Below are 13,566 nucleotides of genomic sequence, written 5' to 3' on the forward strand. Positions count from 1 at the left end.
GCTTTGTTTAATTTGGAGCGGGAAACGAGACTCGAACTCGCGACCCCGACCTTGGCAAGGTCGTGCTCTACCAACTGAGCTATTCCCGCATCAATCAGAACTTACTGATTTTTTTGCTATCTTTCGGCGATTCACCGCTGCCGTCTGATGCGATGCATTCTACTTACCTGACGTAATGAGTCAATAAAATTGTTGTCTCATTACGTTTGTTTGACGATTTTTGCAGCGCTTTGATCAGGGTTCAAGCAAATCTTTCCGGGCCGCGTTCAAATATTGGAACATTGACCAGAAAGTCAGCACCGCCGCGATGTACAACAGGCCGAAGGACGCATACTCAACGGTACGTTCCGGGCGCCACAGCAGCCCCACCAGCGACATCATTTGCGCCATGGTTTTGACTTTACCAATCCACGATACCGCCACGCTGCTGCGCTTACCGATCTCCGCCATCCACTCACGCAGCGACGAGATGATAATTTCACGGGCAATCATGGTCGCCGCAGGCAAGGTGATCCACCAGGTATGATAGTGCTCGGCTACCAGCACCAGCGCCACCGCCACCATCACTTTGTCCGCTACCGGGTCGAGGAACGCCCCGAAACGGGTAGTTTGCTTCCAGCGACGGGCCAGGAATCCATCAAACCAGTCGGTTATGGCAGCAAATACAAAGATGACGGCGCAAACCATCGGAGCCCAGGTGAACGGCAGGTAAAATGCCAGAACAAAGAATGGGATCAGAACTACGCGAAACAGAGTAAGCCAAGTCGGTATATTCAATTGCATAATGCTATGGTAACTATCTGGCTGGAGTGGGAATTAAGAGTATGTTGCTACATTGCCCTCAGTGTTTCAATGCATTGTAGATCTTTTCTGCCAATGCTTGTGAAATACCCGGCACTTTTGCAATTTCCTCAACGCTGGCGTTCAATAATGGTTGAAGTCCACCCATATACTTCAACAGCACCTGTCGCCGTTTTGGCCCAACGCCGTCGATCAGTTCCAACGCGCTGGTATTTCTAACTTTTGCCCTTTTCTGTCGGTGCCCGGTGATCGCATGGTTATGCGAATCATCGCGGATATGCTGGATCACATGCAGCGCCGGCGAATCCGAAGGCAGAGAAATCCCCTCACCTTCCGGTACAAAGAACAATGTTTCCAGGCCGGCTTTGCGATCGGCGCCTTTGGCGATACCAATCAGCAAAGGTTTGTTTTTATCCCAGGTGACGTTCAGTGAGTTGAACACGTCGATCGCCATGCCGAGCTGGCCCTTACCGCCATCGATAAAAATAACGTCTGGGATTTTGTTCTCTTCCAGAGCTTTACCATAGCGTCGTTTCAGCACTTGCGCCATGGCGGCATAGTCATCCCCTGGCGTAATGCCGGTGATATTATAGCGCCGATATTCCGAACGCAGCGGTCCGTTGCCGTCGAACACCACGCAGGAAGCGACGGTCTGCTCACCCATGGTGTGGCTGATGTCAAAGCATTCCATGCGGTTAATCTCAGAAAGATTCAGGATCTTCGTCAGTTCTGCCAACCGCTGATGAATCGTCGACTGTTGCGAAAGCTTGGTTGTCAACGCGGTCGCGGCGTTGGTACGCGCAAGTTTAAGGTAACGTGCACGATCGCCACGCGGTTTGCTTTGGATTTGAATCTTGCGACCAGCCAACTCGGAGAGCGACTCCGCCAACAGGTCTTTTTCGGGCAGATTGAAATCCAGCAGGATTTCCGCTGGCAGAGTGCGAGCCTGGCTGCCCTGTAAATAGAACTGCCCGACAAACGTCTGCACCACTTCGCTCATCTCGGTACCACCTGGCACCTTCGGGAAGTAGCTGCGACTGCCCAACACTTTGCCTTGGCGGATAAACAATACGTGCAAGCAGGCCATGCCTGCTTCAAACGCCACGCCTATCACGTCCAGATCGTCGCTATTGCCCGAAACGAACTGGCGCTCCGTCACACGCCGTACCGCCTGGATTTGATCGCGGATACGCGCTGCATCTTCGAAATTCAATGCCTTACTGGCGTTTTCCATCCGTTCGATCAACTGATGCAACACCTGTTGATCCTTGCCTGACAGGAACAGGCGCACATAGTCTACCTGCTGTTGATATTCTTCCTCACTCACCAGTCCAGCGACGCAAGGCCCCAGGCAACGCCCGATCTGATACTGCAAACAAGGGCGCGAGCGGTTGCGGTACACGCTGTTCTCGCACTGGCGTATCGGGAATAGCTTCTGCAACAGCGCTAATGTCTCGCGCACGGCATAAGAGTTGGGAAACGGGCCGAAGTATTCACCCTTGGCATGTTTAGCGCCACGATGAACCGCCAACCGCGGATGACTGTCTGCGCTAAGGAAGATCAGCGGATAAGATTTATCGTCTCGCAAAAGAACATTATATCGTGGCTGGTATAACTTTATGTAGTTATGTTCCAGTAATAGCGCTTCTGTCTCGGTGTGCGTAACAGTTACATCTATTTGTGCGATATTTTTAACCAACGCCTCGGTTTTTCGGCTTCCCACCTGCTGGCGGAAATAACTGACGAGGCGCTTTTTCAGATCTTTGGCTTTACCGACGTAGATAACCGTACCAGTGGCGTCATACATACGGTAGACGCCGGGCTGGCTGGTTACGGTGCTTAAAAAAGCTTTGGCATCAAAACGGTCACTCACTGCTTAACAACGTCTCCGCATTGAACAATCCGTGTCGGATAGCCAGGTGTGTCAATTCGACGTCACCGCTGATATTCAGTTTACTGAACATACGATAACGGTAGCTGTTCACCGTTTTAGGACTGAGGTTCAGTTGTTCCGAGATCTCATTCACCTTTTTGCCTTTGGTGATCATCAGCATAATCTGCAGTTCACGTTCAGACAGGCAACTGAACGGGGTTTCCGTCTGCGGCTCCAGTTGGCTCAATGCCATCTGCTGGGCAATGTCCGATGCGATGTAGCGCTGGCCTGCCTGCACCGACCGGATGGCGTTAACCACATCCTGCGGCGCAGCCCCCTTACTCAGGTAGCCTGCAGCACCTGCCTGCATCACCTTGGCAGGCAATGGGTTTTCAGTATGAATAGTCAACATGATGACTTTAACGTCGGGCGCATAACGTACAATCTTGCGCGTAGCTTCCAGCCCGCCAATGCCCGGCATATTCATATCCATAAGAACGATATCTACAGCATTGCCACGGCACCATTTCACGGCGTCTTCACCGCACTGGGCCTCCCCGACAACTTTTATACCTTTGATATCTTCAAGAATGCGTCGTATCCCTGCGCGCACCAGTTCGTGGTCATCAACAAGAAGAACGCTAATCAAGGAAAAATCTCCAAAAAAAGGGAGTAACGCAATCAGCCTCTGTTATAGCCTGAGATATTACTTGTTTTTCGGCCAAGAATGAACACAGATTAATACTAACTCCCGATTAACTTTGCGAAACGGCGCTGATTTTTGAATTTTAGTCATCCGCCCAGCCCGATAAAGCCGTTCTCTGCGGCCCCCCCCCACAGCGGAAATATTAGTGGGTGTGATTTCTGCCTATGATACCGCGCCAGTCATAAAGCGCGGGAAAAATCAATGTAAGCAATAGCAACATAGATAATATTAACACGAATGCAATTGCGTTGTAATTCATTGAAATAAAACAAAACGATAACTGCTGTTCTGCTTCTCAGGAAAAAACGTCACAAAAGAAAATTATTCAGCAGAAAATTAGGTGTCAAAGAGCAAGGCAGCCACGTTGATAATTAGAATGGCCCCCATAAGTTGATAATAACATACCGGGCAAATACTTATTAACCCCAACGAAATAACTGTCACTTATTCTGTCATCTTCCCGTTGCCGAACGGATGCCGGGGTATTCATTAATCCACTGCGCTATAGCCCACAAACGATAACTGCCGCGTTAACACACCGATAACCATTGAATGGCGTAGTTCCAGCGCTATCTGTGCAGATGGATATCGGATGCTATGCTATACTCCGCGCCCAGATAAATACGCATCTGCATGCCAGAGTGAATGAAATCGGTGCTGATGCGCATCAAAATGCATATTGTTTCAGGCTACGGCCCAAAAATCAGGAGAGAAAATGAGCAACGTTGACTTCACTACGTCTGCAAACCCGGAAACGCTGGCGACAGAAGTCGCCTGTCTTAAAGCAACGCTGACGCTGATCCTGAAATCGATCGGCCAGGCGGATGCCGGGAAAGTCATTATCAAAATGGAACGCTTTATCGCACAGATTGAAGACCCGGCTCAGGCCGAAATCTTTAAAAACAGTATCCAACAAATTAAGCACGCTTACCGTCAGTAAGCTGCGGTCCATCCGGCCTGCCATTCCCGCAGGCCCGTTTCCCTCACGATTTTCATGAGCAATTGATCTCCCACATTATTTCGGGCAGTGTATTTTTATTTACGCCAGAGAAACCTATGGGCATCCTCGTTAAAGCGTTGATCGGCGCTTTGGTCGTAGTCTTAATCGGCCTGCTGGCCAAAAGTCGCAGCTACTATATTGCCGGCCTGGTGCCGTTATTTCCCACCTTTGCACTGATTGCGCATTACATTGTCGGCAGCGAACGCTCGATCGAAGCGCTGAGAACCACGCTGATTTTCGGCATGTGGGCGGTTCTTCCCTATCTGGTGTATCTGATCTCGTTGTATTTGTTTATCAACAGCATGAGATTGTCTTGGGCGTTGGGTGCGGCGGTGTTGTGCTGGATTGCTGCAGCGTGGCTATTGATCACTCTGTGGGGATGGTGGCAAGGGCGCTGACTGCGCCCCGCCTGATTACGGTTTACCGGCCTGCAGCACAAAACCGCGTTGCATATCGCCCGCAATGCGGAAGTAACGGTTCTCACCGGCGCGCAGCGTCATCGGTAACCGGCCGCTGGTATCGCGCCAGATGCACAGACTATTTTCGATCATATCCTGCCCGATGCTAACTTCGTTATTCCCCACCGGCACTCGAAACTCGGCCTTCTCTTTTGCCGCCAGCGATGCCGCAAACTCCCCGTTGATATAAACCCCGGTGCGGCAACTCCCCGCCAACATCCCGCTGTCACGCACCACCACCACCGTGGCATAAGGCGTTTGCGGCACATTCTGATAAAGCATCAATCGGCTGGGCGGCGGCAACTCAGCCTGTTGCGGCGGAACCGCCTGCGTGGCGCAGCCAGACAACAGTAAGGTTGTAATAAATAACGCGGCGTAATGCTTCATCCTGAGCTCCTAGAAAAAACCAGTCTTCATAGTAGCAAGAGAATAGGTGGCAGAGCGCCATCAATAGAAAAATAGGATAACTTCCAGTGGGCTGGGGGAAGTCCGACGTCAAACGAGTTTTCACTGTCCATCGCGATGATGATCAGAGAACCTTCCGTCACACTAGGAAAATTCTTTGTTATTATATTGAAATAGATAAGGATTTTTGTAATCTATTTAAAATTTAACCATACGCTTCTTGATATCATCTTGAAAAATTCCACCCACATAGTTAAATCCATCCTCTGTGACATAAACTCGCGGGTAGCCGGTTTCCGACAGTCCAGTCAGCATGTATCCTCGGCTTATCATCTCTGGGGAAGGTGCATTCATCAGAGTAAGAAAACCTCGCCCCCGACACCATTGATAAAAACGAGTACGGCCATAACCAAAGGCATCACCAACCTCGGAGAGGTTTCTAAATCGATCATAATCAACTGATAATAAAGGTAAATTATCGTTATCTTTAGGTATTTCAGGTTTATTCAACAAATAAGACTCCCTTATTCACGCCTTCATCATCACGAAATCATTTATCGCTCCTGAATCTAAAAAATTTATAGGTGAATTGCAATCGCATTACTGGCCATTCGAATAATAGTTTTAATTCTGCATGGATTTAAAAGTTGGATAAACCTGCACAAATCAAGTAACCTTTTTTCCCAACCCCTACCGCAGCTAAAAATAAACCACACCTCTTAGGTAAAAATCCTATAAATATACCGGGAATAAAATCAGAAAAAACTTAGCATCGACACTATAACAAAAAAATATTATTGCTTTATTACTCGTTTTCGCCATTACCATTTACCGGCACAACCCATACCCCTGCATGCCAAAATGAAAATGATTTGCATGAGCGGCATTATATTCCGGGCCCAGCGCACTGCCGAAAAAGCCACATCCCTCTTCGAACAGCGCTTTCAGATAGCTTCCCGCAGTGCTTTGCTCCGGCCAGTCGCGCAATATTGTCAGCCGTTGACCATTCGCCAGACGAAAACCGGCAATATCCCAAGCCTCCGCAGTAGCATGCTCACTGAGCCTTCCCACTGGTCGATGATAGATATTGCGACAAGCGTAGCTGCCAAGATGGTCAATACGCGCCAGCCTCACACCAAACTGCCGTTGTGCCTGCGGCGCGGCGATTTGCCCAACAAACATTGCGCTGCTCAGCGCCAGCGGGCAACTGGCAAGAAAACTGGAACTGAGGCGTACCTCACCAAAATTTTGCACCCGCACCGGCGCAACCAGCGAACATTTGCCCTGGCTGTCGCCAGGCAGGCTAAAAGCGATACGCCCCGCGTCCCTTGCCTGAGTCAAAATGGCCATGCAAGCCACAGGATCATTGGCCAACAACTGCAGTTTAAGGCGAGTGACCAGGGTTGGGGGATCGTCCAGCGTTAAAGGAGAGAAAGGATGATAGCCTGGGGGTAAATAACGGCTTGCCCAGGGCAGCAACATAGCCAGCGCCAGTAATACCGAAAGTAAAACGAGCGTACGTCGCATGCTATTCTCCCCCTAAACCCAAAACCTCAGCACTTACCCACAGCATTATCGACTGCGACTTTAAAGCCACATATATAGGCTTCGCCAGCGTAACCTCAATCTTACCTAAACAATAATTATTATCATTTTCCAATTTTAACATCATTTTATTACACTCCTGCCTTGCGTTGTCTAGGATGATTCTTAGCACGTGTATTTAGGACGACAGAAAGAGTTAGGGATACCATGAAGACGTATAATTTTTTGATTATTTTGCCATTCTTGACATTGACCGCTTGCACCCAATGGGAAAAACCCGGTGCTGGCAACGCCACCCGCGATGCGGAATATGCCGAATGCAAAGGCAAGGGGTATGAACGTTTTCCACCAGATATGGTGAGAGATTTTGAGTTTGCCTACGAAAACCAATACAAGAGTTGTAAAAAAGACAAGAAGGATTGTCCAGAAGGCTACCGTTACGAAAAACAGCCCTCATTCAAAACAGTGCAGAATGATCGCAATGAGGCTGCCCGCTCGGCGACCATAGAAGCCTGCATGTATGGCAAAGGCTGGCATGAGAAAACCTATTACTGGCCACAGTACTGACAAAGCGGGCAACGGGTTCGGCATGCCGACCCCTGCCTGCAACCGGAAGTTATTGATCATCACCGTGTGGCATGCCAGCCTTGGGTTTAGACTTATTTTTCTCTGGTTTTTTATCCTTTGTGGCCGACAGAGCACGACCAATCAGCCATAACAACAACGGCATCAGCAACAGACATAGTGCCAGCGTAATCAGTGCATTTGTCATCCTTTGCCACCCGAACTCTCTGGTTATTATGCCTGAGTGTAGCATGCTTATCCGTCGCTCTCGGTGCGGCCCAGCCGGGCCAGCGTTTCTGTTCTGGCCGGCGTCAATGGGATCCGTGGGGCCACCAACGGCCAACCAAAAAGGTGACGTGCCGCCGTCGCGCAAATCTTGCCCTGACAGGCTCCCATACCGCAGCGGCTGCCCAGTTTGGCCGCCGACCAGCCAGAGAACTCACAGACCTGCCCCAACGGCACATCCTCGCAGCGGCACAACAGCGTGTCAGACATCGCCAGTGCTTTCAGCGCAGGGTTTAGCATAAAAGCGCGCTCTACCGCTCCAGCGAAATGCCGCCACTTATCACGCTGTACCATTAATGCCTGCGCCTGTTCCATATTGCCGGTTGCGGCATAACCGGCGATGGCTCCCTCGGCTAGTGCCAACTCACTGCCGCCAACGCCGGTACAGTCTCCGGCGGCATAAATCTGCGGCACACTGGTTTGCTGCCACTCGTCCACAGCGACCCTGTAATTGGAAATGCGGCACCCCAAATGCATCGCCAGCTCAATATTTGCCACCAGTCCGAAACCGCAGGCCAACCGATCGCAAGGCAGCATCGCCACTCTCCTGCCTTGCTGAACCCTCACCGCTTCCAGCCGTTGCCCACCCAACGCCGCCAGCACATAGCTGTCAGGGCGATAACGGCGATGCAGCAGAGTCAATGACTGGTGTAGCTTTGTCGGCCAGCGCCACAGCCCGCTGGCGAACCCCGCCAACCGCCGAGCGGACGCTTGTTCCGCCAGCAACACCACGTCACCACCGGCTTTGGTAACGCTATCGGCCACCGCCAGCAGCAACGGCCCGCTGCCGGCAATGGCCACCCGTTCCCCTTTAATTTGCAACCCCTGTTTTATCTGTGCCTGCAACCCACCGGCACCGGTCACCCCAGGCAACGTCCAGCCGGGAAACGGCAACAGAAGCTCCCGCGCACCGCAGCACAAGATCAAGCGTTGATAATCGACGAGCCCACTACCCACAGCACCCTCATAGAGGATTTGCTGCCGCCCGCAATGGGCCACGATTTTTACGGCGTTAAGCAACGTCACGTTATTCAGCGCCCCAACCGCCTGCCGATACTGCTGCGCAAGTACCGGCAACATGACTCCCGGCCCATCGCGCCAAATTTGTCCACCTGGGTTAGGGTTATCGTCAAGCATCAACACCGACTGGCCGCTTTGTGCAGCGGTGCAAGCTGCGGCTAACCCGGCTGGCCCTGCGCCGATAATCAGCACGTCGCACGCGAGGTTACTCATCATTGATCCTCTCAATATGCATCCCAGGCTGACACAGGGTCTGGCACGCCAGCCGCCGCAGACCATTCACCGTGACACGACACTCCTGGCAAATACCCATGCCGCAAAACGGCGCTCGCGGTAGCCGACAGACCGAGTAACGGCAGCAATCCTGCCCGCTCAGGCTAAGCGCTGCTGCCACGCTGCAACCCTCCGGCACGCGCAGGCTTTCACCATCAATGGTTAACATCAGCAAACTCTGTTCTTCGCTCATACCGACAATGCCTCCGCGCTAAACACCCGTGCAGCAAGATAGGGAGTATCGTCAATCGCCGGCCGGTGATGCTGGATCTGCGCCGCAATCAGTGCGGCGCTGCCTAACGCGGTCGTCACCCCCAACCCCTCATGCCCCAATGCCAACCATAACCAGCGATGTTGCGGGTGCGGCCCCAATAGCGGCAAACCATCGGCCGAAGCGGCGCGCAGACCTGTCCAGCAACGGATAATATTCAGTTGCGCCAGCGCGGGTAAAAAGGCTTCCGCGCGCATCAGCATTGCCGCCAGCAACGGCAAGTCGATATCGGCGCCGGGTGAATCAAATTGTCGCGAAGAACCAATCAGCAGTTGGCCTGTTGGACGCGCCTGAACGTTGAATGCCACTGAAATGCCGCCGCTGGCATGTGCGCTGGCACCATAACCTAATTCAACCAATTGGTGGCGCACCCTCTGCGGGTAGCGATCGGTGATCGCCAAGTGCCCTTTTTTGGCTTTCAGCAACGGCTGCGCCAATAACCTATCAGCCTGCAGGCCGCAGGCAAGCACCACTACAGGGGCCGTCAGGCGCTTACCGCTGGCCAGCACCACCGCTTGTTCCTCCAGCATGACCACCTCGTCAGCAATCACCCTGATTGCCGACCCGGCATCAACCTGTAACCATCGGGCGACGTTGGGCGCATAGACAATGCCGTCGCCCGGCACCTGCAACCCACCCGCCAGACCGGGCCGCAGCATGGGCTCAAGACGAGCAATCTGCGCAGCACTGAGCGTCTCGCTAGGCACGCCATATTCCGCCATTCGCCGCTGCTTTAGTTCGGCAATAGCCATCTCGTCTTCCCGCTCCGCCAGCCATAGCGTGCCGCAACCACGCCAGGCACAACTCTCCGGCAGGCGCTCCAGCACCCCGCGCCACAGTTGTAGCGAATAAGCGCTCAAGGCCAATTCAGCGGGATTATCGTCCATACAGACCAGGTGCCCCATGCCTGCTGCCGTCGCACCGGGGCGCTGATTATCCACCAGTAACACCTGATGCCCTTCCTGTGCCAGCCGCCAAGCACAGGCTGCACCGATAATGCCGGCGCCTACCACTATCGCCTCCGCACACCTGCCGACGGCCTTCACCGTATTCCCCAGACGAAGGGGTCACGCTCATCCAGCAGCAACCGGCTGTCGGCGCAAATGTAAGCTTGCCCGCGAATAAAAGGGATTACGCGATCGCCATTGCGCCGGTAATAGCCGCTGAACTCACTGCCAATCACGCTCGCCTGGCGCCAGACTTCATCCGGCGGCAATTTGCCGTCGGCCGCCAGGCAAGCCAACTTGGCGCTGGTGCCGGTACCGCAGGGCGAACGGTCATAGGCCTTGCCGGGGCATAGCACGAAGTTGCGGCTGTCAGCCTGCGGGTCGGCGGCGAACAGTTCAATATGATCGATAACACCGCCGTCTTCCCCATAAACGCCCGCCAGCTCCAGCGCCTGCCGTACCGCCCAGCAGAAGGCGGTAAGCGCCTCCAGATTTTGCGTAGTAATGGCAAGAGGATGTTCGGCAACCAGGAAAAACCAGTTCCCCCCCCAGGCAATATCGCCCGTCACTACGCCATAGTCCTTCACGTCGACCGCCACCTGTCGGCGATAACGGTAGGCGGGCACGTTTTCCACCGTGACGCTGCCGTCCTGGTGCAGCGTGGCATTGACCGTACCGACAGGGGTTTCAATCAAATGCTCCCCGGCGCTGATCCGCCCCAGATAGGCCAACGAGGCGACCAGCCCGATAGTGCCGTGGCCGCACATGCCCAGATAGCCGGCATTGTTGAAAAAAATCACCCCGGCGGCGGCCTGCGGTGAACAGGGCTGGCACAGCAATGCCCCAACCAGCACATCATTGCCGCGAGGCTCCAGAATGACGGCGCAGCGCCAGTCGTCATACTGCTGTGCAAACAATGCCTTGCGTTCCGCCATACTGCCGCTGCCCAGATCGGGGAATCCCTCGATAATCAATCGGGTGGGTTCCCCGCCGGTGTGGGAATCGATTGCCCGCAGTCCGGTGAAATGCGAAGAAAGTGCCATCGGAGCCTCCTGGGTTAATGACATGTTACCGATAGCCTTAGCCTGACCGAATACGCCGACGGCGGCTTGATGCATTTCGGCGCGGCAAATGCAGAAATCAGCACAATGCCCGCAGCGGCGTTTAACCGACGTCGCACAGCTCCGTTTTGAACGCCATAAGAATGACTTATTTATCATTGTGTTATTGATGTGTTATTTCTAAAGCTGCGAGGTGGCAGCCGTTTTATTTGCTAAAAACTGATCTGCAAAAAGAAAAAGTATGCGGCAATGCGCATATTTGGCAGCTGAGCTTGAAAAGTTATCAGAAAGTTAATATTGATTAACGGCGCCAAGAATGGCCTGCCCGAACCGCCTCAGGTTCGGTGGCAAACAGCGGGAAAAGGTATTGCTATGCGATTAGCCCATGACCATCAGGTTGTTACTCCTCCCCAGCCCGTTATTGATGAGCAGGAAGATGACGTATTCGCCGTAGAACAGCTGTCCCGCCTGTGCGATGGCCTGGCGCAACAGCGCCCCAATAACCTGCACGAGTTGCTGAATTCGCTGGCGCTGATCGCCCCGCTGCTCAACGCCATCCCCAACGTGGTGTTCTTTATCAAGGACGCGCAGGCGCGTTACCTGTTGGCCAACCTGACGCTGGCCAAGCGCTGTGGGTTTAAAACCGTCATGCCATTGCTGGGAAAAACCTCAGCGGACGTCTTTCCCGCCCAGCTTGGCTCAGGTTACACCGAGCAGGATCTCCGGGTGTTGCGCCACGGAGTGCTGATTCAGGATCAGTTGGAAATGCATCTGTATAACGGTCGGGAAACCGGCTGGTGCCTGACGCAAAAACTGGCGCTGTATGACGTGCAGGGCAAAATCATTGGCATGGCGGGCATCTCGCATGACCTGCAGGAGGCCAAAGCCAATCACCCGGCCTATCAACGGCTGGCGGCCATCGACGTCTATATTCGCCAGCATTACGCCCGGCCGATCGCCCTCGAGGAGCTAACAACGCTCACCGCACTTTCCGTGGCGCAAATCGAACGCTACTGCAAACGCATTTTTCACCTCACGCCACGCCAGATGATCCACAAGGTTCGGCTGGAAAAAGCGACCGAATTGCTGGCCGGTGATTTACCCATCACCGACATTGCCCTGCAGTGCGGCTATACCGATCACAGCGCTTTCAGCCGTCAGTTCAAGTCGATGACCGGCTTGACCCCTCGCGATTTCCGGCTAACGATAATCCCTTAACCGGCTGATATTACTCCCCCTGCTCTCTTTTCTCGGCGGAAGAACCCTCAGGTTTTTTGCCGCCCGATGATCTGCGTTACTGTGCCAATTTCGTCGTGGCATTCGGCGAAAACCGTCAAGCCCCTGCGAACAATACAGGTCAATCTGTGGTTGGATTTCACCAAGAGTTCACCATCGATTAACAAACTTGGACGACAGGATAAACACTATGAGTCATAAAGCCATTAAATGGAGCGGCGTGTTCCCGGCGGTCAGCACCCAGTTTCGCAGTGATTTCTCTCTGGATCTCGACGCCACTCATACGGTAATCAAAAATCTGGTCAAGGACGGCGTTTCAGGTCTGGTGGTGTGCGGCACCGTCGGCGAAAACACGTCATTGACGGTACAGGAAAAGTTGTCGGTCATTGAGGTAGCGCGGGATGCGGCCCAGGGCCAGGTGCCGGTGATCGCCGGCATAGCCGAATTCACCACCGCCTTTGCGTGCAATATGGCACGCGAAGCGCAAAAAGCCGGTGTCGACGGCATTATGGTGATGCCTGCACTGGTTTACTCCGCCAAACCCCACGAAACTGCCGCACACTTTCGCAGCGTCGCCACCGCCAGCGATCTGCCGATCATGGTCTACAACAACCCACCCATTTACAAAAACGATGTAACGCCCGACATCCTGACCTCGCTGGTCGACTGCGAAAATATCGTGTGTTTCAAAGACTCTTCCGGCGACACCCGCCGCTTTATCGATCTACGCAACGAGGTTGGCGATCGTTTTGTCCTGTTCGCCGGGCTGGATGACGTGGTGCTGGAAAGCATCGCCGTCGGGGCCGAAGGTTGGATATCCGGGATGTCCAATGCCTTCCCACGTGAGGGAGAAACGCTGTTCCGCCTGGCGAAGCAAAAGCGCTTTGAAGAAGCGTTGTCGCTATACCGCTGGTTCATGCCGCTGCTGCACCTCGATGCGCGGCCGGATCTGGTGCAGTGCATCAAGCTGTGTGAAGAACTGGTGGGCCGCGGCAGCGCTGTTACCCGTCCCCCGCGCCTGGCGCTGCAAGGCGATACCTTGGCGGAAGTCACGGCAGTGATCAAAAAAGCGCTGGCAAAACGCCCCGAACTGCCGGACGTCGGCCTGTAATCGCCACCTT

The 13,566-nt window shown here is 53.5% G+C and carries 16 protein-coding genes and 1 tRNA gene; 5 read left to right on the forward strand and 12 right to left on the reverse strand.

The genetic code is table 11. The features are described 5' to 3' along the window. Window positions 1–13: 13 nt before the first annotated feature. The 4 genes from ACUTSW_RS06845 to uvrY form a co-directional block, all read right to left on the reverse strand. Window positions 14–89, reverse strand: a tRNA-Gly gene (locus ACUTSW_RS06845). Window positions 90–234: 145 nt separating this feature from the next. Next, complete coding sequence (gene pgsA, locus ACUTSW_RS06850) at window positions 235–783, reverse strand: CDP-diacylglycerol--glycerol-3-phosphate 3-phosphatidyltransferase (protein WP_004942945.1); 549 nt, start codon at window positions 781–783, stop codon at window positions 235–237. Between the two features lie 58 nt (window positions 784–841). Beyond that, window positions 842–2,674 (reverse strand): excinuclease ABC subunit UvrC, encoded by a 1,833-nt coding sequence (gene uvrC / locus ACUTSW_RS06855; RefSeq protein ID WP_062870442.1) that lies wholly within the window; start codon window positions 2,672–2,674, stop codon window positions 842–844. After that, a complete protein-coding gene (gene uvrY / locus ACUTSW_RS06860) occupies window positions 2,667–3,323 on the reverse strand; it encodes a UvrY/SirA/GacA family response regulator transcription factor (protein WP_004942941.1) in 657 nt (218 codons plus the stop codon). The genes uvrC and uvrY overlap by 8 nt, the downstream gene beginning before the upstream one ends. 772 nt (window positions 3,324–4,095) lie before the next feature. Between uvrY and ACUTSW_RS06865 the strand changes: the two genes are divergently transcribed. Continuing rightward, window positions 4,096–4,320 (forward strand): DUF2594 family protein, encoded by a 225-nt coding sequence (locus ACUTSW_RS06865; RefSeq protein ID WP_004942939.1) that lies wholly within the window; start codon window positions 4,096–4,098, stop codon window positions 4,318–4,320. 116 nt (window positions 4,321–4,436) lie between these two features. Next, window positions 4,437–4,778, forward strand: coding sequence for a GlpM family protein (locus ACUTSW_RS06870; RefSeq protein WP_006324621.1), 342 nt, complete (start codon window positions 4,437–4,439; stop codon window positions 4,776–4,778). A gap of 15 nt (window positions 4,779–4,793) precedes the next feature. Here the strand turns inward: ACUTSW_RS06870 and ACUTSW_RS06875 are convergent, their stop codons facing one another. From ACUTSW_RS06875 to ACUTSW_RS06885, 3 genes are all read right to left on the reverse strand, one after another. Beyond that, on the reverse strand, window positions 4,794–5,225 hold the full coding sequence (locus ACUTSW_RS06875; RefSeq protein WP_445584007.1) for a hypothetical protein: 432 nt from the start codon (window positions 5,223–5,225) through the stop codon (window positions 4,794–4,796). 216 nt (window positions 5,226–5,441) lie between these two features. After that, on the reverse strand, window positions 5,442–5,753 hold the full coding sequence (locus ACUTSW_RS06880) for a hypothetical protein (protein ID WP_174523955.1): 312 nt from the start codon (window positions 5,751–5,753) through the stop codon (window positions 5,442–5,444). Between the two features lie 318 nt (window positions 5,754–6,071). Next, entirely contained in the window at window positions 6,072–6,770 is a 699-nt protein-coding gene (locus ACUTSW_RS06885) for an extensin-like domain-containing protein (RefSeq protein ID WP_445584008.1), read from the reverse strand. Window positions 6,771–6,995: 225 nt separating this feature from the next. On the opposite strand from ACUTSW_RS06885, the gene ACUTSW_RS06890 reads away from it, so the two are divergent. Further along, complete coding sequence (locus tag ACUTSW_RS06890) at window positions 6,996–7,355, forward strand: hypothetical protein (RefSeq protein WP_004942932.1); 360 nt, start codon at window positions 6,996–6,998, stop codon at window positions 7,353–7,355. A gap of 49 nt (window positions 7,356–7,404) precedes the next feature. On the opposite strand, the gene ACUTSW_RS06895 is transcribed toward ACUTSW_RS06890, so the two are convergent. The 5 genes from ACUTSW_RS06895 to ACUTSW_RS06915 are packed head-to-tail and all read right to left on the reverse strand — an operon-like array spanning window position 7,405 to window position 11,191. Further along, window positions 7,405–7,560, reverse strand: coding sequence for a hypothetical protein (locus ACUTSW_RS06895; RefSeq protein ID WP_166728492.1), 156 nt, complete (start codon window positions 7,558–7,560; stop codon window positions 7,405–7,407). A 47-nt stretch (window positions 7,561–7,607) separates the two neighbouring features. Continuing rightward, the gene (locus ACUTSW_RS06900) at window positions 7,608–8,870 is read right to left on the reverse strand and encodes an FAD-dependent oxidoreductase (RefSeq protein ID WP_445584009.1); all 1,263 of its coding nucleotides are present in this window, start codon (window positions 8,868–8,870) and stop codon (window positions 7,608–7,610) included. Beyond that, entirely contained in the window at window positions 8,863–9,123 is a 261-nt protein-coding gene (locus ACUTSW_RS06905; RefSeq protein ID WP_445584010.1) for a (2Fe-2S)-binding protein, read from the reverse strand. The genes ACUTSW_RS06900 and ACUTSW_RS06905 overlap by 8 nt, the downstream gene beginning before the upstream one ends. Continuing rightward, window positions 9,120–10,247 carry an NAD(P)/FAD-dependent oxidoreductase gene (locus tag ACUTSW_RS06910; protein WP_445584011.1) on the reverse strand — a complete coding sequence of 376 codons (1,128 nt, stop codon included), beginning with the start codon at window positions 10,245–10,247 and terminating at the stop codon, window positions 9,120–9,122. The genes ACUTSW_RS06905 and ACUTSW_RS06910 overlap by 4 nt, the downstream gene beginning before the upstream one ends. Further along, on the reverse strand, window positions 10,244–11,191 hold the full coding sequence (locus tag ACUTSW_RS06915) for a 4-hydroxyproline epimerase (protein ID WP_062870437.1): 948 nt from the start codon (window positions 11,189–11,191) through the stop codon (window positions 10,244–10,246). Before ACUTSW_RS06915 ends, ACUTSW_RS06910 begins: the two co-directional genes overlap by 4 nt. 390 nt (window positions 11,192–11,581) lie before the next feature. Between ACUTSW_RS06915 and ACUTSW_RS06920 the strand changes: the two genes are divergently transcribed. Together ACUTSW_RS06920 and ACUTSW_RS06925 are read left to right on the forward strand one after the other, a co-directional pair. Then, window positions 11,582–12,427 (forward strand): helix-turn-helix domain-containing protein, encoded by an 846-nt coding sequence (locus tag ACUTSW_RS06920; protein WP_445584012.1) that lies wholly within the window; start codon window positions 11,582–11,584, stop codon window positions 12,425–12,427. A gap of 208 nt (window positions 12,428–12,635) precedes the next feature. Beyond that, window positions 12,636–13,556 (forward strand): dihydrodipicolinate synthase family protein, encoded by a 921-nt coding sequence (locus ACUTSW_RS06925; protein WP_445584013.1) that lies wholly within the window; start codon window positions 12,636–12,638, stop codon window positions 13,554–13,556. Window positions 13,557–13,566: the final 10 nt, after the last annotated feature.

The organism is Serratia sp. TSA_198.1, assembly GCF_052686505.1.